The organism is Aliikangiella maris, assembly GCF_040719265.1.
GTDB classification, from domain to species: Bacteria; Pseudomonadota; Gammaproteobacteria; order Enterobacterales; family Kangiellaceae; genus Aliikangiella; species Aliikangiella maris.
In genome coordinates, this window is sequence record NZ_JBFDAH010000007.1 from 155,218 (window position 1) to 177,729 (window position 22,512).

At 39.7% G+C, this 22,512-nt stretch carries 19 protein-coding genes; 2 read left to right on the forward strand and 17 right to left on the reverse strand.

The window, feature by feature from the left end; translation table 11 throughout:
- Nucleotides 1–61: 61 nt before the first annotated feature.
- Genes ABVT42_RS08630 through ABVT42_RS08650 form a run of 5 tightly spaced genes read right to left on the reverse strand, consistent with a single transcriptional unit; the run spans nucleotide 62 to nucleotide 5,685 of the window.
- A complete protein-coding gene (locus tag ABVT42_RS08630; RefSeq protein ID WP_353874362.1) occupies nucleotides 62–1,831 on the reverse strand; it encodes an EAL domain-containing protein in 1,770 nt (589 codons plus the stop codon).
- Nucleotides 1,832–1,891: 60 nt separating this feature from the next.
- Nucleotides 1,892–2,629 carry a sensor histidine kinase gene (locus ABVT42_RS08635; RefSeq protein ID WP_353874363.1) on the reverse strand — a complete coding sequence of 246 codons (738 nt, stop codon included), beginning with the start codon at nucleotides 2,627–2,629 and terminating at the stop codon, nucleotides 1,892–1,894.
- A complete protein-coding gene (locus ABVT42_RS08640; RefSeq protein WP_353874364.1) occupies nucleotides 2,626–3,066 on the reverse strand; it encodes a response regulator in 441 nt (146 codons plus the stop codon). The genes ABVT42_RS08635 and ABVT42_RS08640 overlap by 4 nt, the downstream gene beginning before the upstream one ends.
- A gap of 41 nt (nucleotides 3,067–3,107) precedes the next feature.
- Nucleotides 3,108–3,539, reverse strand: a complete 432-nt coding sequence (locus ABVT42_RS08645; protein WP_353874366.1) for a response regulator — start codon at nucleotides 3,537–3,539, stop codon at nucleotides 3,108–3,110.
- Between the two features lie 4 nt (nucleotides 3,540–3,543).
- Nucleotides 3,544–5,685: a sensor histidine kinase gene (locus ABVT42_RS08650; protein ID WP_353874367.1), complete on the reverse strand. Its 2,142-nt coding sequence runs from the start codon at nucleotides 5,683–5,685 to the stop codon at nucleotides 3,544–3,546.
- 1,059 nt (nucleotides 5,686–6,744) lie between these two features.
- On the opposite strand from ABVT42_RS08650, the gene ABVT42_RS08655 reads away from it, so the two are divergent.
- Nucleotides 6,745–7,875 carry an OmpA family protein gene (locus tag ABVT42_RS08655; protein WP_353874369.1) on the forward strand — a complete coding sequence of 377 codons (1,131 nt, stop codon included), beginning with the start codon at nucleotides 6,745–6,747 and terminating at the stop codon, nucleotides 7,873–7,875.
- Nucleotides 7,876–7,934: 59 nt separating this feature from the next.
- Nucleotides 7,935–8,756 carry a mechanosensitive ion channel family protein gene (locus tag ABVT42_RS08660; RefSeq protein WP_353874440.1) on the forward strand — a complete coding sequence of 274 codons (822 nt, stop codon included), beginning with the start codon at nucleotides 7,935–7,937 and terminating at the stop codon, nucleotides 8,754–8,756.
- A 93-nt stretch (nucleotides 8,757–8,849) separates the two neighbouring features.
- Here the strand turns inward: ABVT42_RS08660 and ABVT42_RS08665 are convergent, their stop codons facing one another.
- The 12 genes from ABVT42_RS08665 to flhF form a co-directional block, all read right to left on the reverse strand.
- Nucleotides 8,850–9,584 carry a DUF2238 domain-containing protein gene (locus ABVT42_RS08665; RefSeq protein ID WP_353874371.1) on the reverse strand — a complete coding sequence of 245 codons (735 nt, stop codon included), beginning with the start codon at nucleotides 9,582–9,584 and terminating at the stop codon, nucleotides 8,850–8,852.
- A 103-nt stretch (nucleotides 9,585–9,687) separates the two neighbouring features.
- Nucleotides 9,688–11,430 (reverse strand): chemotaxis protein CheW, encoded by a 1,743-nt coding sequence (locus tag ABVT42_RS08670; protein WP_353874372.1) that lies wholly within the window; start codon nucleotides 11,428–11,430, stop codon nucleotides 9,688–9,690.
- A 118-nt stretch (nucleotides 11,431–11,548) separates the two neighbouring features.
- Complete coding sequence (locus ABVT42_RS08675) at nucleotides 11,549–12,334, reverse strand: ParA family protein (protein WP_353874374.1); 786 nt, start codon at nucleotides 12,332–12,334, stop codon at nucleotides 11,549–11,551.
- Between the two features lie 8 nt (nucleotides 12,335–12,342).
- A complete protein-coding gene (locus ABVT42_RS08680; RefSeq protein WP_353874376.1) occupies nucleotides 12,343–13,290 on the reverse strand; it encodes a flagellar motor protein MotB in 948 nt (315 codons plus the stop codon).
- A gap of 76 nt (nucleotides 13,291–13,366) precedes the next feature.
- Nucleotides 13,367–14,110: a flagellar motor protein gene (locus ABVT42_RS08685; protein WP_353874378.1), complete on the reverse strand. Its 744-nt coding sequence runs from the start codon at nucleotides 14,108–14,110 to the stop codon at nucleotides 13,367–13,369.
- On the reverse strand, nucleotides 14,111–15,259 hold the full coding sequence (locus ABVT42_RS08690; RefSeq protein ID WP_353874379.1) for a protein-glutamate methylesterase/protein-glutamine glutaminase: 1,149 nt from the start codon (nucleotides 15,257–15,259) through the stop codon (nucleotides 14,111–14,113).
- Between the two features lie 52 nt (nucleotides 15,260–15,311).
- Entirely contained in the window at nucleotides 15,312–17,636 is a 2,325-nt protein-coding gene (locus tag ABVT42_RS08695; protein WP_353874380.1) for a chemotaxis protein CheW, read from the reverse strand.
- Nucleotides 17,637–17,646: 10 nt separating this feature from the next.
- Nucleotides 17,647–18,393: a protein phosphatase CheZ gene (locus ABVT42_RS08700; RefSeq protein WP_353874381.1), complete on the reverse strand. Its 747-nt coding sequence runs from the start codon at nucleotides 18,391–18,393 to the stop codon at nucleotides 17,647–17,649.
- A gap of 27 nt (nucleotides 18,394–18,420) precedes the next feature.
- Nucleotides 18,421–18,795 (reverse strand): chemotaxis response regulator CheY, encoded by a 375-nt coding sequence (gene cheY / locus ABVT42_RS08705; protein ID WP_465251056.1) that lies wholly within the window; start codon nucleotides 18,793–18,795, stop codon nucleotides 18,421–18,423.
- Nucleotides 18,796–18,892: 97 nt separating this feature from the next.
- Complete coding sequence (locus tag ABVT42_RS08710; RefSeq protein WP_353874384.1) at nucleotides 18,893–19,609, reverse strand: RNA polymerase sigma factor FliA; 717 nt, start codon at nucleotides 19,607–19,609, stop codon at nucleotides 18,893–18,895.
- Between the two features lie 276 nt (nucleotides 19,610–19,885).
- Nucleotides 19,886–20,737, reverse strand: a complete 852-nt coding sequence (locus tag ABVT42_RS08715; protein WP_465251057.1) for a MinD/ParA family ATP-binding protein — start codon at nucleotides 20,735–20,737, stop codon at nucleotides 19,886–19,888.
- Nucleotides 20,738–20,862: 125 nt separating this feature from the next.
- Nucleotides 20,863–22,497, reverse strand: a complete 1,635-nt coding sequence (flhF, locus tag ABVT42_RS08720; RefSeq protein ID WP_353874386.1) for a flagellar biosynthesis protein FlhF — start codon at nucleotides 22,495–22,497, stop codon at nucleotides 20,863–20,865.
- Nucleotides 22,498–22,512 lie beyond the last annotated feature (15 nt).

Consider the following 22,512-nt stretch of genomic DNA (forward strand, 5'->3'; position numbering starts at 1 on the left):
TACGGATAAAATCCGAACTTAAAACAGCACGATGACAGGTTTTGATTTAAAATTTAGTCACTCAACCAACCTTCTCTTTCAGTGCCCGCAAGTATTGGCATATGAGTTCATCAATCGGCATTGGTCTGGCAAAATAGTACCCTTGATATTGATCACAGCCAAGTTGTTTAATAATTTCAAACTCACGCTCACACTCTATTCCCTCGGCAATTACTTTTAAATTCAACCGATGCGCCATTTCAATAATACCCGCAACCAATGCCTGATTACGCTCATTTAAATCAATACGATCAATCAGTGAACGGTCCAGCTTTAAATAATCAATAGGTACTTCAAGCAAGTGAGTAATCGACGAATAGCCGGTACCAAAATCATCCAGCGCAAAGTACACACCCGCCCGGCGCATAATATCTATTTGTGATCGACATATACTGGCGTTTTTCACCATTTCACGCTCAGTCAACTCCAAACAGATTAAATCAGGCGGAATACCCAACTTTTCCAGCCAGTCCATAAATTGTTTACAAAATGGTAGTGAAGCAATTTGTGATGCGGTTACATTAATTTTGATACGTTCAATATTAATCGATAAATCATTCAACGATTGGATTAACCGACTGGTATATCGCAATACAACCGTAGTCAACTGATTAATTAATGGGCTGTTTTCTACTACTGGAATAAATTCGGCTGGACTCACCATACCCAAATGAGAAGAATGCCAGCGCAATAAAGCTTCAGCCTGAAACATCGCAGGATTTTCCAGCGAAACAATTTGCTGATAATAAACATTAAATTCATTGAGTTTTAGTCCCTCTTTAATATTCGATTCAATTTCCATATTGCGAGTGTAAATTGACTCCATTTGTTGCGTAAAGAAACAAACCGGAACATGGCGCTTTTCTTTTGCTTCATACATTGCACAGTCAGCTTGTTTCATTAACAACTCAAGAGTTTTCGCATCAGGATAAAATGCAACACCAATTGAAATACTACATTGAATTTGATGAATATCAATTTGTACTGGTTTCTCAAACGCCTCAAGCAATCGATTAACTAATCGATAAACTTCTTGTTTTTCATCGAGCAAATCAGTTATTAAAACAAATTCATCTCCACCAAGGCGTGCCACAAAATCAGACTCTCTGACTGTAACCTTTAAACGATCGGCGACCTCTCGTAACAAACCATCACCAGCAGCATGACCAAAACTGTCATTAATTTTTTTAAAATTATTAATATCAAAATATAACAGCGCAACTAATTTATTAGTCCGCAAGGCACTACGTAAAGTTCGATTAGCAACACTGTCAAAATAAGAGCGATTAGGTAGTGACGTTAAAAAATCATAGCGTGCCATTTTTTCTAATTGTTGATTGCGATCAGCAGAATCATCTAGTGCTTTGCGTAACTTTAATTCAATATTTTTTCGCTCTTGTGCATAACGTAAGCTGCGCGCCAAAATTTCTGGCGTAACCTGGTTTTTACTTAAATAATCTTGTGCGCCTCGTTTTAAGGACTCTACAGCAAGCGCCTGATCATCCTGTCCGGTCAATACAATAATTGGTAAATCAGGATAATCTTCGCCAAGTTCCATAACATTCTTGATACCTGAACGATCAGGCAAGTTCATATCTAAGATTAATGCTTCAAAATGATGATTTTTTAAAGCGGTGTTAATATCACAAAATCGACCAACACATACCAGCGCACAATCGCCATCGAATGCTTGCTCCAACATTTCTCGAACCAATTCGGCATCTGCTGGATTATCCTCTGCCATTAAATAAGTGTGAGACTGTAATAGTTGATTGGATGATACAATATTCATTTGACCGCCCATTTCGATAATTCCTGATCTAATTAATAGACTCAAGTCCTAATATAACTTTTAACTGACATTGACACTGTAAATTACTTTTAATCCACCAAGTGGTGAATCTTCAAATCTTAGTTCACCATCATTGATTTTTGCAATACGCTGACAAAACGCCAGTCCCATTCCTATTCCAGGATAATCTTGAGGACTTTGCCCTCGCATAAAAGGTCGAGTGATATATTTTTTTTGTTCATCAGAAACACCAATACCATTATCTTCGACGCATAGTATTAAACGCTGTTCTTTCATTGACAAAGTACAAATAACATTAAGATCTTGCTCGCTATCAAGCGGCTGATATAAAGTGGCATTTTCAACAATTGATTGAATCAACAACAGCCAATGATGGTAAACGCCAGTTACTACAAAGTTCTCACTTTCATATTGAAAATTAATATTTCGCGCACTTTGAATATAAGCCTGATAAAACTTTTCTATTTCCTTATCTGCAACCTTGGCAATAATTTCCGTTAAATTAACCGAATCAATATCTGCAACATGATTTATCAAACGTGAGTAAGTGAGCAACCCATCTATCATTGCTTGAGCTTGTTCACCACCATTGATAATCAAATCTAACCAGTACTTTTCTTTTTCATCTAGTTTGTCTTTAACTCTATCTTGTAGTAGTTGTGACAATCTGACAACTGAACGTAATGGCGCACCAAGATCATGAGAAATCCCATAAACCATTTGTTGAAATTCATCCTCGTGCTGTTTCTCATGTGCTGGAGAAATCACGTCACTCATTGTATCGCATCCTTCATGGGAAGCTTTACAATATCAATCCAAAAAAATTCAATCATTTGAATAACTGTTAAAAAGTCCGCCAAGCAAACAGGCTTAGTAACAAAGCAATTAGCATGTAATTGATAACTTCGCTGAATATCTGATGCCGCTTCAGAACTTGATAGCACAATAATAGGAATACTACTTCGTGCGGCATCACTTTTAATTTCTTTGAGTATTTCTCTACCACTAACTTTAGGCAGATTTAGATCAAGCAAAATTAAATCTGGCAATTTAGCCAAGTCATATTGGCCACGCTGAAACAGATAATCCAGAGCTTCTTCACCATCCATAATGACATTCAAACTGTTTTTTATTTTAGAGCCATTTAAAGACTCACGAGTTAACTCTACATCGCCGGGATTATCTTCAATTAACAATATATCAATTGACTGCATACGCAGGCTCCTAGTTATTTTAATAGTATTTAAATGCTCATTTAGTTTTTAATCAGCTTATCTTTGGGTAAACTGGCGTTGGTAAACCAAAAGCTGTCAATAGATCGAATGACATCAACAAAATTATCAAATCTTGCCGGTTTGGTTACATAACTGTTAGCATGCTCTGCGTAACTTTTTGCTATATCTACTTCAGCAGATGAAGACGTTAAAATAATAACGGGCACCATTTGATAACATGCACTACCACGAATAGCTTTTAGCACATCAAATCCATTTACTTTAGGCAAGTTAATATCGAGTAAAATAATATCTGGCACTGTCTCATTATCATTAATATGGTCCAGCGCATGTTGACCATCTTGAATAACAGTTAAATTGACATCCGCATTGGTTTCTTCCAATCCAATTTTTACCAGCTCTATATCACCAGGGTTATCTTCGACCAACAAAATATTCAATTGACGGGTCATTTGACTAAACCTCCAGGCTAGATTGTTGTTCACGGGTTTCTATGTTTTTACATGGCCAATGAATAACAAACACTGACCCTTTTCCCTCTTGCGAATCAACACTAATAGTTGCATCATGTTGCTCAACAATTTTCTGACAATTTGCCAGACCAATTCCTGTTCCTGAAAAATCGGCTTTTGCATTTAGCCGTTCAAATATATTAAATATTTTTTTATGATCACGAGGATTAATTCCAATACCATTATCTTTGACACATATTTTCCAATAATCATTGCCTTGTTCTTTTTTTAACATTTTTTCTACATAAAGATAAACTTGAGGCTGTTCATCGTGATTAAACTTAATACCATTATTAACCAAATTGAGTATTAACTGAAAAAGTTGTGTTTGCACAGCAATTAATGTCGGCAAATTCTCTTGCCAAGTAAAAGTAGCATTTTTTTCTTTAAGGTTTATTTCCAGTGTGCGATGTACTTGTTCGCAAATTTCTTGTAAATTTATTTGCGTTTTATTCATAACAGGTTGTTCGAGACGACAATACAACAAGATATCTGTGATCATTGCTCGCGCTCGCGAAGCGCCATCAATAATATAATGAAGATACTCTTTATTTTTGCCATCAAGTTGCGGACCCAATTTATGTTGCAGCATTTGACTAAAACTTTCTACCATGCGAATAGGCTCCTGCAAATCGTGAGAGCATATATAAGCAAATCGCTCTAATTGTTCATTAGAACGCCGCAAACTGGTAATAGCCTGTTCCATTGTTTCATTTTTATTTTTTAATGCTTCGAGCATTTGTTTTCGCTCATGAATATCAATCAGAGAAACTAAAACTTGTTTTTCACCATCTAGTACAATAGAAGCCAATCCAATTTCTAGCGGAACGGTTTGGCCATCTTGAGTTTTCCCATATAAACTATCAACATCCTTAGCCATTTGCCGAGTTTCAGATTTTTTTTGAAAACTTTGTCGCAAAGACACATGTACATCTTTGGCATAATCAGGAACTAATATTTCGACACTTTTCCCAATCAAGCTGCCAGCGGGGTAATGAAGTACTTGGTGCACATAATTATTGGCCGACACGATGATGCCATGGCGATTAACCTGCATTAGGCCAACAGGTAGCACATTATTTATTGTTTCAAGCTCCGTCTGCTTATCTGCTAATCTCAAATTCAAAGAGGTCAATTTTTTTTGCTGATGCTGCTGTTGTAGTAAAATTCTTCGATGATCAAGTAGATACCCAATAAAAGGCAGCAAATAGCTAAATACTTTTAACAAGTGAGCCGAATTAAAATAATGGTCATATAAATTTTTAGAACCAAACACCATATAGCATTCAGAAAGAATTAACGGTATGCATCCAACCAACAAAAAGCCTGTTACAAAATTCATTTTTTTTTGACAGACCTGATAAAATAAAGGAACGCACAAACAATACCCGACCAAAGGAATCAAATCATAGGACTGGTGAATCAAGGACTGTTCAAATTGAGTTTTTGGTAAACTATTACTGGTCGTCATCCAGTAATAGATACAACCGATTATCACAGACAATAACAAAGCAAATAACAACAATCCTCTATTAGTAAAAGTCGTATTTTTTGATTTCACTTTTAATAAAATCATACCGCCGATTAGCAATAATAAAGTATTAAAGCTTCGCGAGATCGCCCAACTGAATAGAATTAAACTTTCACTACTGGCATTAACCGTCATAAAGCGTGTTGCAGCCAGCGCATGAATAGCATCCATAATGCCACTGTAAAACAGAATTAAACCAATTAAAGGCCCAGAAATATCACGATTAATATTAAAATGTGAAAACGCCATTAAACCACATAAAACCGCAATAATAACGGCACTCCACTCTACCAGTGCGTAATACATTCCTCCTTGAAGTGCAACATATAATTGATCATTCAAAAATTGTTGCTTAATGTTTTTCTGTTGAATAACCGAATCAAATAAAATGACACTTTCACTACTTGAAAAGTTAATTCCTGAAGAGATTAAAATTGGACTTAGACTTATCAGCAGTACAAGTGCCCAAAACCATTTAGGTATTGCACTTAACTGCCAGTCAGAAATCACTTTGGGAACATGATCACTGGTCGCTGTTAATTGTTCGGATAACATCACAGATCGGGTTCATTTAATTTTTTTGAAAAAACAGGTTGAGGGAATGTCGATATTAGAGCGGCATTCATCGTTGTTCTATAATAAATTGCTAATCTATAATAAAAAGCGCAAACCGACTGGCTTTTATTGGTGCATTTACACCGTTTTGTGCACTGAGCGCAGCAAAAACAGCCTAGAGGAAATAACAGAAAATAAGCGTACATACCAATATTCAAAATTTGATACAGCGTTAGTTGCAATATCAGTTGCCTAGGCAAACTTATCTCGCTTCCTTGTTTTTGTTTCATAGAATTCTGACCGTCATCCCGTTTTATCCTTTGTCTCATACAAACCTCCTGTAATGTCGATTTACTTGATCAAGCATAGTCTAAATTTATACGGACCAGGGAATTTAGAAAAATATATTATTAAGATTTAACTAATAGACCTCAGCATGGGATGGGTTTATGCGATTTTTATATTAACAACAACTAATTTATAAATTTTAATTGTATTGTTGTCCAACAATTCAAGCAGTTCGTGTCTATTTATTTGGTTTATTTTAAGCAGTTTATTTTATAAGGTTGCCTGGCTACTAGGTTATTCATCATTAAAAGCGATGGCCATTTCTTCACACATTTTCTATCGCACCAGCAACAATTTAATCAAATTAAACTTAGCCGGGTTGCTTAACGCAAATGGTTAAAAAGCGAAATAGTTGAAAATGTATTAACTAGAGTTAACGACCTGAGTACAGGCTAACACTCTAAAGATAATAACGATGCTCTGATAACTAGACTATTATGATATTACATGCTCGTGTGATATTACATGCTCGTGTGATAATACATGCTCGTTCACAATTTACTAAAACCAATAGCTATTGACTATGTATATTGATTGTACTGTCAGTTTTTTCCACTTATAATCCAGCCCTAAATTCAATCAATTTGTTCTGTTTTACTGTCATCTCATTTTAAGTAACTTGAATTTAACAGGCATAGCCTAAGATAGAGATATTTGTCTAGACTATTTTTAATACTGAACCAAAGAATCAAATAAACAGGGGATTTATAAATGAAAAAGTTGATCGTCATTTCTTCAATGGCAGCAACCCTTCTTTTACCAACCATTACTACTGCCGATGAAAACACAGGTGTTTATATCACATTAGGTGCTAACCACTTTATCTTCGACAGTGAGCGACTTTTAGACGACGAAACCAATCTATTTGTCGGACTTGGTTCACAGATGACTAATCATTGGTCACTTGGCGTAGAATTTACCTCGCTGGATACCAACCGCTCATGGAATAATGGACCGGCATTTGACACAAATTTCTTTTCGGTAGTTTCTCATTACCGTTATCAACCACGTAATGAAGATAGTTTTTTCTGGAAAACAGGTGTCGGTCGTTACACCGAAGTTCCTAATTCCGATGACAGATTATCTGCCCGTTTAGGTGCAGGCTATGATTTTGCTTTTAGCGAAAAAGCCTCTTTCACCTTAGGTGCTGATGCCTTAGTCGGCTTAAATAAGAGTCGCCTTGACTGGGTACCTTATTTGGCAGTTAATTATTTCTTCGGCGATACAGGCTCTGCGCCAGCGCCAGCACCAGCGCCACAACCGGTAAAAACGGTTCAAAATGAACCACAAGATAGCGACCGTGACGGCGTTGCAGATAATTTAGATCAATGTCCAAACAGTCGCTCTGGAGTGAGTGTCGATCGTAAAGGTTGTGAGCTCGATACTGATAACGATGGTGTTGTAAATTCACTAGATCAATGTCAACAAACCCCCATGGGAGCAAAAGTTGATGCTTCAGGTTGTCGCATTGCCTTAAAAGAAGATGTTTCTATTACACTAAACGTTCAATTTGCCAATAACAGCAATGAAATTACCGATGCTTATCGTAATGATATCAAGCGAGTTGCAGACTTTATGCGCCAGTACCCCGATACTCGGGTTACTATTGAAGGCCATACCGATTCTCGAGGCTCAGCACAATATAATCAACAGCTTTCAGAAAAACGAGCTAAAGCGGTCATGGATTATTTAATTGCCGAATTTTCTGTCGCCGCAAATCGCATTCGCGCAGTTGGTAAAGGTGAAGAATCACCTATCGCCAGCAATGACACTGCGGAAGGAAGAAAAGAAAACCGTCGCGTTCAGGCGGAAATAAAAACAACGGTTACCAAACCACAGTAAAAGATTAAGCGGCTTATGACTAAGCCGCTTATTGCAACATTATTTAAGAGGTACTCATGATGGAACTCACTCAGGATTCACTACAAAAAATAGTTGAGACTTACGTTATTCCTTATGGTCTGAATTTATTATTCGCACTGGCAATTTTTATTATTGGTAAATGGTTGGTTAAAACCATTGTTAAAGTTATCGATAAGCTACTAGAAAAAGCCAAACTTGATTCAATATTAATTGACTTTATATCGGGCATTGTTAGTGCTTTATTAATGCTGTTTGTCATTATTGCATCTGTTGGTCAATTAGGCGTTGATACAACCTCATTGGTTGCATTGATTGGTGCGGCTGGTTTAGCCATTGGTTTATCTCTACAAAGTTCACTACAAAACTTTGCCTCAGGTGTCATGTTGATAGTTTTCCGCCCTTTTACCGCAGGTAACTTTGTCGAGGTTGCAGGCATCGCTGGTGTTGTTGAAAAAATATCAATTTTTTCAACACAGCTGCGCACCGGTGATAACAAACAAATGATTGTACCAAATGGAAAAATCTATGGTGATGTTATCACTAACTATTCTGCGAAAGATACTCGCCGCGTTGATATGAAATTTGGCATTGGCTATGGTGACGATTTGAAAAAAGCCAAAGAGATTATTAAAAGAATACTTGATGAAGATGAGAGAATTCTTAAAGATCCTGCGCCAGTTGTCGCTGTATCAGAACTCGGTGATTCTTCAGTTAATTTTGTAGTACGTCCTTGGGTAAATTCAGATGATTATTGGCCTGTATTTTTTGATATCCATGAAAAAGTCAAATTGACTTTTGATGCCGAAGGTATCAGCATTCCTTTCCCACAAATGGATGTACATTTACATAAAGAAGATTAATCTAAGTAATCACGCTATTTTATTAGCTGGTAAAGAGGATTATCTTTAAAAGGCAACTGATCATCAGTTGCCTTTTTTAATTCAATTGAATAGCTACGCTTGTTTGTTCGACTGATGAAGCTCATTGAGCATTTGCTCAATTTTATCTTCGCCAAGTGGTTCTTCATATTTCACAGTCAGACTGTCATCCCATTCTTTGTCGAAGTCTCGCTGTAATTTATAATTCACTAATAACGCGGTACTCATGCTGATTGCAGCCCCCAGTGTGGCAAGCGCCATATCTTTATGCGCATCCCATATATCACCTTGAGTGCCTAAATAAGCGACGCCCAAATCACCACCAAAAAATTCAGCCGCCGCCCACTCAAACAACTCAAATATCATGGATGAGGCCATGGTTAATTCAAGCGGGAAAAAGTATCCCCAAAAACCTTTGGCATTGGCAACCCGATAGTAAAATTCTCTGATAGGATAAGCAAGTAACAAACCAAATAAAAAATGAACCAGTCTATCATAGTGATTGCGCTGCCAACCAAATAGCTGATTGACACTAAAACCAAAAAACTCAGTAAAAAACTGATCATAAGGTACTTTGGCATAGGTAAAATGCGAACCGATCTCATGAAAAACTAAAAATACAAATATCAAATAGTAAGATATACCAGACAGCGGAAACCGTCGATAGCTAAACCCGAGAATGACGGCAAACAAAATGACCAAAAGATTTTCCAGTGCCCAGTCGGCACGATCGTAAGGCTCAATAGCCAGCCATACAAATAGCAGTCCAAACAGCGCCGAAAGTGTAAAAAATAAACGATTATGATTCATTATTCTGAGCGTTTTTATGACTTTAGTAAAATTGCAGTAGTTCTAATAATAATTTCTAATTATGCCTTGCGATGGTCATAATAAAACCAATTTGTTTTATTTGCTATTTATCGACAATATTATCAGCCAGCATATTAATCAATTCGTCAACTTCCAGTAATGCGCTCATAAACTCAACAACCATACCTGCAAACCAAGGTCTTTTTGAGCTCTTTTCTGACCAGCGAATATCATCCTGAGTCAGGTTTTTAGCATCACCAACCGAGTGACAAGCTAAAGCCCAGTTTGAGTCGTCGAGAATAATTAAATATTGATAAGTGTCATCGGCAACCACTGATGATTGCTCTGGCATTAAATACTTTTGAGTATCGACCACCATTAGGTTTCCTCTTTCATTTGGGACTAACCCTAAAAACCAATCCGGAGTGCCGACCAAAGGGGTAATATCTTGCTGAGTAATTTTAGTGATGCCACCCAGCTTTAATAACGGGACCGCCAAAGGTAATTTGGCCACTTGAAAAATCAGCGTTTGAAATATATCAGGAAGAATTTCTTTATTTCGCTGAACCTGGCGCTGTATAAAGGTTGCTTTTTCTGCCTCAGCCTGTACTTGAGGTGTGGATTGTACCTTAGTTGCGCTTTGTGTATTTTCTTGTGTATCAACTTTTGCCTCATGAAGGCTTTGGGTTGTATTATTAATCTTTGGTGCTGGCATGGTTGCCAAAGAAATACGCGACAATAATTTTTCAACATTCGCCAGCCTCTGATCTTTTTCTTTAGGCAAATATTCATTTATCGCTTCTTCAATAGAGCGAGGTTGCGGCTTGGCCGAGTTCTCAGTGGGCTGGATTTTCTCGACAGATACAGGTTCGCTTGCTGTTAGCTGAGCCGTTTTCTTGTTATCTATCGATGTTTTCGCAAAAGCTTGAGTAATTGGCTTATCTGCAACCTGCTGTGTTGCCTTTTCTTTTTCCAGCAAAGCTTCCCAGGCAATTTGCATGGCTTCTTCTGACTCTTCAACAACCGGAGCAATACTTTTTTTACGTGGCTCAGATTGCACAGCCGGTAAACTTTTGCTTGCTTGTAATTTATTTTTATTGGCAGGTACTTCTGCTTTTAAATTGCGCTGGGCAGCGGTTTGAGTCGCATGTTGCGATTGATTTTGTTTAGCCAATTCAGATTGCTGAACTTTTTGCTGCACAACTTGTTGATCAAAGTGTGCCAATGCTTTGTCTAATACGCTGTCAGATTTGAGCTGAGCTCTACTGGGTTCGACACTTTTTTCATGACTGGAAGAAGCGTCATATTTCATAATATCAGCGTTTTTCACAGTATCTCTTTTTTCTAGCGCATCGGACTGTTCAACGACATCAGACTTATTGACTGCCTTCGATTGATTAAGTGTTTTCGAAGTTTTTGTAGCATCACTGTTATTCTGAATACTTTTGTCAGCATTGATTTTCTCATCAAGCTTACGCTGTTCAAGCGGCGGCGCTACAACCGCTTTTTTAACTGGCACCTTCTTCGTTGAAACCGTTTCTATTTTTGGAGATATTGATTTACTTTCTGCTGATTTGCTTTTTGTCGGTTTATTTTCAGCTGGTTTGTCTTTTCTGGTCTTAGTTTTGGCGCTTTTATTTTCGCTGCGCTTGTTTTGAACCACCTCAGTTGGAGCAGCAGATTGAGCGGACTGCTGTCTGGCAATCACTTGTGAAATATCAGTTGGATTATTATTAGACGGTGCGACATTTAATTGATGAACATTTGATGTATCCTGCAATAAGAAGTCAACATACTCTTCGAGCATACTTTGTTCTTCTGTAACAGGCGGTTTATTCAGTTTCATTTGCTTTGGTTTCAATTAAATCATGTCAGTTTTTACATTCATGGTATACACCATTTCTTTCACTTAATTGATCACTTAATTGATCAATCGATTAACAAGCATATTATTCAGCACCCGATTAAGCGACTTTATCATCAGCAGTTTCTGCCAACATGTGGTTAGCTAACTTGTGATAGGCCTCTACACCATGCGTATCAGGAAATGCTTTACTTGGCGACAAGTGCTGCCGGGATGCATCGCGAAACTTGGTATCAACTGGAATAACTTTACTCCACAGGTGACGTCCAAACTCATCACGCATATTTCTTAATGCTTGTATTGAAGCATTAGTCCGCTTATCAAACATGGTGGGCACAATAGTATACCCGATCGTATGATGCTGTGCCTTAATTACCATATTCAGCGTATTCATCATTCTTTCCAGCCCTTTAATTGCCAAAAACTCTGTTTGCACAGGAATAATCAGCCATTGGCATGCGGCCAGCGCATTAATCAACAATACTCCCAATACCGGAGGACAGTCGATCAATACATAATCAAACTCGTCTTGCAATAATTTTAAGGTTCGTGAAATGACCAGTCCCATACCTTCTTTGCTGCTAAAACGCTTATCCAGCGTCGCCAGACTTAACGCGGCAGGCAACAGGTAAATATTATCCTCGTTCAGCGTCACCAAGGTTGATAACGCTTGTTGAGATGTTTGCGGCGTATGTGAAAACCAGTTAAACAAAGACACAGGCATCGCTTCGCTGTCATAGCCAAAATAAGAAGTCAGTGAAGCGTGCGGATCACAATCTAGAATAAGTACACGAAATCCTTGCTGTGACAAAATGCCTGCCAACGCAGCAACAGTCGTTGTTTTACCAACGCCTCCTTTTTGGTTTGCCACTGTCCAGATTTTCAAAATGTACCTCACTTTTGTTCATTCGAGGAAGATTCCTTTTTTATCGGCAAATCTTTGCCTCGAATTAATATACCACCGCCAGAAAGACGGACAATTTCAAATTCTTGCTCAGCTTCTTTTTGTGCCTGTTGCTGAGCTGGCTCTTGCGTCGGCTTAGCTGCCACCTCTTTTTCCGGTTTTATGGCCTGTTTACGCGAAATAGAGATAACGACACGACGATTTTTGGCGCGCCCTTCCGGTGTTTCATTTGATGCAATCGGTTGGTATTCACCATGTCCTTCGACACTCATCCGTGGTGCGTAGACCAAAAGTTTTTGCAATTTGCGTACCACAGCAACACCTCTGGCACTGGATAATTCCCAGTTGGATGGAAAACGCTCAGTATTAATAGGGATATTATCGGTGTGCCCATGAACCAATATCAATTGATCATTAGTATTGAGGTGCTCTGCAACCTCTTCTAATAATGGATCTGCTCCGCTATTAAGCTCATCGCTCCCTGAAGGAAAGAGCAAACTACTACGCAGATTGATGTTGATCCAGTTGGTGTCTGAATTGATTTCTGCCAGATCTTGTTTAATTAAGTCTCCCAGCGATTTGCGCAATCCGTTTTCCAGCGCTTTAAATTCTTCAACAGAGGCAAAGTTTTCAGAATCAATTTTGCCACTTTCAATATTTTCACTATCAATTTCTGGTTGTTCTTCATTATCACCTGTAATTGGTGTATTACTACGACTAATTTCACCAATTTGAATCGGCTTGTTACTGGTCGGCATTTTATCGAACGCCTGCTCTAAAGCGGTAGATATAATTTTATATTTTTGCTCATTCACTTGAGAAATTGAATACATCACCACAAAAAACGCAAACAGCAAGGTAATAAAGTCAGCATAAGAAATCAACCAGCGCCCTACTTCCTGGTTATCATCAAAAATATTTTTACGAAATCGGCGCATGACTTACTTTACTTTAGATTGCTTCACTTTAAATTCTTCACTCTAGACTCTTTACTTTTGATCACTTCACTATAGGTTACTTGACTTGATAACCACTTAGCTTACCGGCAATCACGCGCGGATTTTCACCTTCGGCAATACTGGCGATACCTTCAATAATCATTTCCCGATATTGAGATTGCTCAGCAATAATTGCGCGTAACTTGTGATAGACAGGAATAAAAAATAGGTTGGCAAAACCGACACCATAAATGGTCGCCACAAAAGCAGTCGCAATACCGCTGCCCAATAGCTCAGGATTACTCAAATTGCCCATCACATGAATTAACCCTAAAACAGCGCCGACAATACCTAAAGTCGGCGAATATCCGCCCATTGACTCATAAACTTTTGCCGCTTTTAATAGTTCTTTATCGTTAACATCTAGCTCAACATACATTGCTTCGCGAATCGCTTTGGCGTCATTGCCATCGACCAGCATATTGAGTCCTTTGAGAATAAATGGCTCAATGCTATCATCAAGTTTTTTCTCAAGCCCCAACAATCCTTCACGACGAGCCAGATTACTCCAATTAGAAATGTTGTTAATACCTTCTTGTACTGGAAGTCTTGGTGTTTTAATAACCCAACTAAAAATTCTGATTGCTGTACTGAAAGTCCGGCTATGTGATTGCAACATAACCGCACCAAAACTCCCACCAACGACGATGACAAAAGCAGCCCAATCCAGCAATGCGTCGATATGTCCGCCTTCCAGAATCTGACCACCAAAAATTGCCAAAATGGCAACAATCAGACCAAGTAGCGTTAACTTATCCATTTATTTTGCCTGCTTGATCAGCGCTCCGGTGAACTGCTCTATTGAGAGTTGATAGTCAGTTAAACCGGCTTTGGTGACCGACATTGGCATCCCATAAACAACACACGAGGCTTCATCTTGTGCCCAAATAGTCCCTCCTTGTGCTTTAATTAAGCGACTACCTTCAGTGCCATCAGATCCCATTCCTGTCAGAACAATCGCAAGTACATCGCCCTGTAAAATTTTAGATGCTGAGCCAAAGGTCACATCAACAGAGGGCGAAAATTGAATACGAGGATCAGTTGAGCGCACTTGAATTTTTGGACTGGTACTCAATCCGCTAAAAACCATTTGTTTACCGCCAGGCGCAATATAAACCGAGCCAGGTTTTAACAACATGCCATCTTCAGCTTCAACAATGTTCAATTGACATAATCCATTTAAACGAGTTGCAAATGCGCCCGTAAACGTACCAGGCATATGTTGAGTAACCGTAATGGGGTAAGGATAATTTGCCGGTAATTGCCCCAAAACTTTTTGTAATGCAACGGGGCCTCCAGTAGAAGCACCAATCGCCACCAGACGAATCTTGTGACGTACCGCCGGAATCGAACTACTGGAGCGACGAATCCCTGAGTTATTTGTTTTTGCTGATGCACTGCCAGCTGCCGCGCCTTTAACCGGTGCTTTTGTCCGCTCAGATTTAACGGCATCTGATACATCTGTCTTGTTAGGTTGCTCTAAAGGCTTGGCAGAGTGCGCTGGAAATTTTTTAGCACGTCCAATCTCTCTCAGCTTGTTTTGCAATAGTCCAACAAAACCACTACTGTCAGATGAAATAGATTCATAAGATTTCAATAAAAAATCTGTCGCCCCAGCATCGAGTGCATCGAGTGTAATTTTTGCATTTTCATAGGTAAGCGACGAAAGCATTAAAACTCTCGCGTCGCACACTTTAACAATCTGTTTTAATGCAGTAACGCCATCCATAACCGGCATTTCAACATCGAGCGTGATAACATCAGGTTGCAGTTTTTTTGCCTTATCAATTGCTTCCTGTCCATTATTGGCAACACCAATGACCTGAAAATCATCAGATGCATGCAATATCGAACCGACTCTGCGACAAAAAAACTGAGAGTCATCGACAATGAGAACTTTTATTGCCACAAAATACCTCTAGGTTGCAACGTTAGTTTTCTGATTAATAATTAAGTTGCGATTAACCAGCATAATGTTTGAGTAAAGTTGGGATATCAATGATCAACGCAATACCACCATCGCTGGTAATGGTTGCACCAGCCATACCTGGTGTACCATGCAATGACTTGCCTAGCGGTTTAATGACCACCTCTTCCTGACCGATGAGAGAATCCACCACAAAACCGACACGTTGGGTCCCAACTTGTACCAGTACAACATGTCCCTTACGATCTCTTTTACCGGGTTCGGGTGAACGTGTCAGCCATTCATTTAAAAAGAATAAAGGCAACGCTTTGTCACGCACGACAATAACCAGTTGCCCATCAACAATATTAGTTTTGGTCAGATCCAAGTGGAAAATTTCATTCACTGATGTTAATGGTAAAGCAAAAGTCTGTTCTTTCACTTTAACCATCAGGGTGGGTAAAATGGCCAATGTTAATGGTACTTTAATCATTATTTTAGTACCAACACCCATCGTTGAATCAATCGTCAATGTTCCATTTAACTGGGTTATTTTAGTCTTTACGACATCCATACCTACACCACGACCAGAAATATCAGAAATTTCTTTTTTAGTGGAGAAACCTGCCATAAAGATTAAGTTATAACATTCAGTATTGGTAAGTCGGTCAGCTTGTTCGCGATCCATTAAACCTTTTTCGACGGCAATATTTCGCAGTAAATTAGCATTCATACCTTTACCATCATCTTGAATGGCTAACATAATATGATCGCCTTCTTGCGCTGCCGATAAAATAATTTTACCGCTGCGAGGCTTACCCACTGCAACCCGTTCTTCAGGAGATTCAATACCGTGGTCGACAGAATTTCTAACTAAATGCACTAATGGATCAGCCAATGCTTCAACCAGGTTTTTGTCCAGGTCTGTTTCTTCACCAACCATTTCTAAAGAAATTTCTTTTTTCAAGCTACGCGCCAAATCGCGTACCACTCGAGGAAAACGCCCAAATACTTTTTTAATGGGCTGCATGCGGGTTTTCATAACAGCCCCTTGCAAATCGGCTGTCACTATATCGAGATTAGCAATTGCTTTGGTCAGATCTTCATCTGGATTTGCCTGCCCAAGCGTTTTCAGTCGGTTTCTTGCCAGAACCAGTTCTCCGACCATATTCATAATTTCATCAAGTCGTTTAGTATCAACTCTGACTGTTGCTTCAGTCACAGTATTACTATTCGCTTTTCGGGCACTAGGTTTTTTAGCAACAATTTTTTCATCACCACCAATGGATGATCTAGGTGGTGGCGGTGGCGGACTTGCAGCCGGTTGATAAGTGTTCGCAGGCTTTGATTTATTTGTCGATTGTCCAGTCGCAGGTGCAGGACTCGCACCAGCCTGACTACCAGAAGTTACTGTATTTTTACTAGGTCCTGCGCCAACACCGTGCAGTTCATCTAATAATGCTTCAAATTCATCTTCATCAATTAAATCAGAATCTTCTTTCTCTGAATCATTGACTGTATCATGGGTAACTGGTGGTGCTTGTTTATTTTCCGCAGCCGAAATTGGTGCACCTTTACCATGTAACTCATCTAATAACGCTTCAAATTCTTCGTCAGTAATATCATCGCTGGTGGCTTTTTGTGAATCAACATCTGTGCTGGCTGGCGCAGAAAAATCAGCAAAGTCATCAAACTCACTTTGCTGATTTGCAGGTTCAACACTTTGTTCGCTTTCAACTTGATCATTTTCACTTGTGTCACTCTCACCACCTGCCAGCTTATCAACTGAAAACTGACCTGCGCCATGCAGTTCGTCTAGTAACGCATCAAATTCATCATCGGTAATTTCGTCTGCACCAATGTCCTCATCTGTCGCTTCTTCAATAGCGCTATCTGAAGCGACAGTTTCTTCAATTAAACTGTTAAACTCATCTTCAGTAATATCATCACTGGGTGCCGATTGGCTTGCTGGTGGCGGTGCAGATTTTGAAGCAGCAACGGCATAAGTTCCAAGCTTGGCCAAAAAATCAGGATTGGCATTGGTTGGGTATTCCCCATTACGCACATCTTCAAACATTTCATTGACAATATCTAATGCCTGAAGTATGTGGTCCATTAAATCAGCATCGGCAACCCGCTCACCATTACGTAAAATATCAAAAATATTTTCTGTAATGTGGCAGATTTCTACCAATGGTTCTAACGCAAGAAATCCTGCTCCGCCCTTAACTGTATGAAAGCCTCGGAATATTCCGTTAAGCAAATCCATATCTTCGGGCTCGTTTTCCAACGCCACTAATTGTTCGGACATCGCTTCGAGGATTTCTCCAGCCTCAATCAAGAAGTCCTGTAAGATTTCCTCGTCTGCTTCAAACGACATTCACGTCCCCCTAGAATCCTAGACTAGACAGTAAGTCATCGACCTCATCCTGGCCACTGACGACATCACTACGTTTTTCTTTATTGGTTATTGGCCCTTCTACCCCTTCGACAACTCTGGGTTGTACTTTAGCTTTAGAATAACCTTCCATATTGCCAAACATTTTAATGACATTGACCATACTTTCTTCTACATTATGGACCAAAGTAATGACTTGTCGAATAACTTGTCCGGTCAAGTCTTGGTAATCTTGTGCTAATAACACTTCGGATAATTCAGCCTGTAGTTCATTAGAAGAATCTTTATTTTTAACCAGATGAGACTCAATTCTTTTACAGAGTTTTCTAAAGTCTCCCGGTTCGAGTTCGCGACGATAAAGCTTTTGCCATTCAACCAATAATTCCTGAGAATCTTTAGCAATCAGGTCAGCCATTTGGTGGCATTGCTCAACTTTATCCATCGTCTTATTGGCAGCTTCTTCGGTTTTTTCAATCACGTAGTTGAGTCGATCTTTGGCATCAGGAATTTCTGAAGCGGCTAAGTCGGTAATACGCGAGTCGAGTTGAAAATTACTCAGCGCTTCATGCAAATGACGGGTTAATTTGCCTATTTCTCGAAATAAATCTTCATCGCTGTCACGGGTTAAACTATCAAATAGTTTTTGCGCATCATCAATTTGATCGGCTTCCATATAAGCCAGCAGTTCACGGGTATTTGAAATAGCTTTTTCGAGCTGTTCTTTATCGGATAGATTCATGGATTAACTTCCTTAATCTGAACGAGATTAACCTTCAATACGCTCAAAAATTTTGCCAAGTTTTTCATTCAATGTGGCAGCAGTAAATGGTTTAACAATATAGCCATTTACACCGGCTTGAGCGGCTTCTATTATCTGCTCCCGCTTCGATTCCGCAGTGACCATCAGAACTGGCAATGACTTTAGTTTTTCATCAGCTCTCACAGCTTTCAGCAGGTCGATCCCCTGCATCCCAGGCATATTCCAGTCAGTGACCAGAAAATCAAAGTTTCCAGTTTGCAACATGGGCAGCGCCGTATTACCATCATCAGCTTCATGGGTATTGGTAAACCCAAGATCTCTTAGTAGATTTTTAATTATTCGACGCATCGTCGAAAAATCATCTACCACTAAGATTTTCATGTTCTTGTCCAAGTTATGTCTCCGTCTGGATTAATCAATAGGTTAATAATCAATAGGTTAACTATTCGGGAGTTACCCTAAATTTAGTCAAGAATAGCTATTTCTTCCAATCTTTTAATCGAGATTGCAAGCGAAGCATTGCCTGACTGTTAATTTGACTGACTCGCGACTCACTTACCTCCAGAACTTCACCAATTTCCTTAAGGTTAAGTTCTTCATCGTAGTAAAGCGCCAAAACCAACTTTTCTCTTTCAGGCAGTGATGCAATTGCACCCGCCAATGAATTTCGAAAGTCTTCTTTTTGGATTCTCTCCAGCGGAGTCATTGAACTGTCAGACAAACCTTGACTAAAATAATCTTCGGTCACGCCAAGCCCTTCAAAGTCGACCATATGACCATTACTCACATCCATTAGCATCTGGCGATATTCCTCGACTTCAACACCGAGTGCAGCAGCCACTTCAGTATCTCGTGCATCCCTTCCGGTACGCTGTTCTATTTCCTGTATAGCTTTGGCGATAGCTCGTGAATTTTTATGAACTGAGCGGGGAACCCAGTCACCGCGACGAATTTCGTCGATCATTGCGCCACGAATACGAATACCGGCGAAAGTCTCAAAACTCGCCCCTTTGGTTTCGTCAAAATTAGATTGGGCTTCTAACAAGCCAAGCATGCCAGCCTGCAGCATATCTTCTAGTTGTACACTGGCAGGTAATCTTGCGAGTAAATGATGAGCGATACGCTTAACCAGCGGTGCATATTTTGCCGCGAAATCATCTTGCTGAATACGACGGTATGTATCTGCTCCAGTCACGCGAATACCCTTACATTAAGCAAATGCCTGTCTTGAATAGCGATATGTTGAAAACACGCCATAAAAAAATCGATGTTTTTCAAACATTGCTGTTTATTAAATGGTTGAAGGTAAAAACACTGCATTTGATTTATATTAATACTTCTAAAATTTTAAACGAATTCTGTTTTGGTGACATAATTGTGATTAACTCAATCAACGAGTCATCAATTAATCGATCACACCCTATATTTATAACGCATTATTTTAAAATAATGCTCATTTATTAAAATTCCACTACATTGCTTTGGATACCAGACGTTCCATAAAAAACTCAATATGCCCGCTGGCATCTCGTGGCATAGGCCAGTTCTGAACCTTTTTCGCCAGGCTCTTAATGGCTATCGACGCTGGACTACGTGGAAAGGCATCAACTAATGCTTTTTGTTTTTTCACCGATTTTCGAACATTCTCATCAAAAGGAATTGACCCCAAATAGTCCAAAGTCACATCTAAAAATCGATTACACACGCCGTTTAACTTGGCAAATAATTCGCGTCCTTCCTGACTGGTATGAACCATATTCGCTAACACATGAAAGCGCACAATATTGTGATCCCGATTTAGCACTTTCATCAACGCATAAGCATCAGTAATTGACGTTGGCTCATCACATACCACAGCAATTACATCTTGCGATGCGCGGGTAAAACTAACCACCATATCGGTAATACCTGCTGCGGTATCGACGATTAAAAAATCAAGATTTTTACCAATTTCACTAAATGCCTGAATAATGCCAGCATGTTCCATCACCGACAGCTCAGCCATGTTTTTAGTCCCAGATGATGCCGGTACAATTTGCAACCCATGGGGAGCTTCTAACACAATATCGCGCAATTCACATTCACCCGAGAGCACATGAGATAAATTTTTGCGAGTTGACAGGCCCAATAGCACATCAACGTTGGCCAATCCCAAATCGGCATCCAGCAGCATCACCTTATATCCTTGCTGACTTAACGCCATGCCCAGATTGACAGATACGTTAGTCTTACCAACACCACCTTTACCACCAGTAATAGCTATCACTTTAACCGGCTTGCCAGCACCGGAATTTGAAGGTGAAATATCAATAATCTGGTTCAAAAACATACTCTCCTGAAAACCCACTGGACAGTCAAAATATTCCGTCGTATATCACTTAAATATTAATTACTTAAGCATAGAACATTTTCTTGTCTTTGCGCTTTCTGTTTACTAAAAAAAGTCAATTACGCAGAGTGCAGCAAATCAACTGATTGCGCCAAAGCCCAATCATCAACTTCGCGTTCATAACGATTCGCCAAAGACACAGCTTTTGAGACTAACTGGTGGCTTTTCGCTAATCGAATATCTTCGGGAATACGCTGCCCATCGGTGGTAAACAGCAGCGGAATGTGCGCATGTATAACAACACTTAATAACTCACCCAGACATGCCGCTTCGTCCATTTTGGTCACAATAATGCCATCAGGTGAATAATTTTCGAACAATGCAAGTGATTGTTGCAAAACTTTACCCTGACTAGCAGCGGACATCAGTAAAATTCGATGAATGACCGATGAGCTTTGTGCTAACACTTTAAGCGGTTCAGCTAAATTTTCATCGCAACCCGAAATACCAGCGGTATCGATTAATACCAGTTTTTTTCGATGAAACTTGCTAATAACCGCATCTAAATCCTGTTTTTGTGACACTTTAACCGTTGGCAGTTGCAGCAATCGACCAATTGAAGCCAGCTGTTCTTGTGCCGAAATTCGATAATTATCGGTGGTAATTAACGCAACAGAATCGGCACCATGCTTGATGACGAAACGCGCTGCCAGCTTGGCAATCGTCGTGGTTTTACCAACACCAGCAGGCCCCATAAAGGCATAAATACCGCCTTTTTCCAATAGATTATCGGTTGCAACAGGAACCGATTTAGCCAAAACAGCCAGTAAATGTTGCCAAACACACTCCACATCTTGCTCGGCTTTTATCTGGGGTAACAGCCCACTGATAAGGTGATGATCTAAACCAATTTTTGATAAGCGGCGGGCCATCATGGCACTTAGCGGGTTTCGCTCAGCATTGCGGTCCCAGGCCAGCCCTCGTAGCTGCTCTGACATCATTGAGCGCATCAGCTCTAATTCTTCTTTCATCGCTTTTAAACTGGGATCGAGACTCCATTCAACCCGATTTTTGCGCGGAGCCGACTCAGTTTTAGCAACACTTGGCTCAACCTCCTCGGTCGCAAATGCAGGCGCAGCGAGTGGCCGCTTCACATCATCACCAAAGCTCTCTTTAGCACTCACCCTAAGACGGCTAGATAACTGACTGCGCTCACTGAATGCGGATAAATCATTCTGTTTAGCCGATTGCTGTTGTTGATTGGCTAAAAAGCCAGATAATTGACTAACTGCCGCTTTTGCAATTGAAACTTTCTCTTCGGCAGATGCGTTTTTAGCAGAGTTTTCTAACTCAGTATTGGGGACACTACTTAAATGACTTTTGCCTGATTGACTTTTGCCTGATGACGGTTTGCTACCAAAATTTGGCACGGGGTTAGATTGTATGCTCGCTGATGAATTATCACTTAACGCTTGGGCATGGCTTGTCTGCGCCTGACCAACAAAATCCCCACCAGCCATTTGGCGAGCAAATGATTGCCCACTGCCATTAGCCACTTTCACCTGTGGTAATTCTCGTTCTTGCTCTGCCAGTTTTTCACGCATTAAGTCAGCATCGTAATCCAGTGCAGCAATTATCTCGACACCGCCTTCAACCTTTTTATTTGATAAAATAGCAGCATCTTCACCAAACTCTTCGGTCACTTCTCTCAGTGCAGCACGGATATTACTGGCATAAAAACGTCTGATTTTCATTCGCTCATTCTCACC

Coding starts and splice junctions, on each gene's coding strand:
- ABVT42_RS08630 (WP_353874362.1), bottom strand. CDS start 1,831: ATGAATATTGTATCATCCAATCAACTATTACAGTCTCACACTTATTTA.
- ABVT42_RS08635 (WP_353874363.1), bottom strand. CDS start 2,629: ATGAGTGACGTGATTTCTCCAGCACATGAGAAACAGCACGAGGATGAA.
- ABVT42_RS08640 (WP_353874364.1), bottom strand. CDS start 3,066: ATGCAGTCAATTGATATATTGTTAATTGAAGATAATCCCGGCGATGTA.
- ABVT42_RS08645 (WP_353874366.1), bottom strand. CDS start 3,539: ATGACCCGTCAATTGAATATTTTGTTGGTCGAAGATAACCCTGGTGAT.
- ABVT42_RS08650 (WP_353874367.1), bottom strand. CDS start 5,685: ATGTTATCCGAACAATTAACAGCGACCAGTGATCATGTTCCCAAAGTG.
- ABVT42_RS08655 (WP_353874369.1), top strand. CDS start 6,745: ATGAAAAAGTTGATCGTCATTTCTTCAATGGCAGCAACCCTTCTTTTA.
- ABVT42_RS08660 (WP_353874440.1), top strand. CDS start 7,935: ATGGAACTCACTCAGGATTCACTACAAAAAATAGTTGAGACTTACGTT.
- ABVT42_RS08665 (WP_353874371.1), bottom strand. CDS start 9,584: ATGAATCATAATCGTTTATTTTTTACACTTTCGGCGCTGTTTGGACTG.
- ABVT42_RS08670 (WP_353874372.1), bottom strand. CDS start 11,430: ATGAAACTGAATAAACCGCCTGTTACAGAAGAACAAAGTATGCTCGAA.
- ABVT42_RS08680 (WP_353874376.1), bottom strand. CDS start 13,290: ATGCGCCGATTTCGTAAAAATATTTTTGATGATAACCAGGAAGTAGGG.
- ABVT42_RS08685 (WP_353874378.1), bottom strand. CDS start 14,110: ATGGATAAGTTAACGCTACTTGGTCTGATTGTTGCCATTTTGGCAATT.
- ABVT42_RS08695 (WP_353874380.1), bottom strand. CDS start 17,636: ATGTCGTTTGAAGCAGACGAGGAAATCTTACAGGACTTCTTGATTGAG.
- ABVT42_RS08700 (WP_353874381.1), bottom strand. CDS start 18,393: ATGAATCTATCCGATAAAGAACAGCTCGAAAAAGCTATTTCAAATACC.
- cheY (WP_465251056.1), bottom strand. CDS start 18,795: ATGAAAATCTTAGTGGTAGATGATTTTTCGACGATGCGTCGAATAATT.
- flhF (WP_353874386.1), bottom strand. CDS start 22,497: ATGAAAATCAGACGTTTTTATGCCAGTAATATCCGTGCTGCACTGAGA.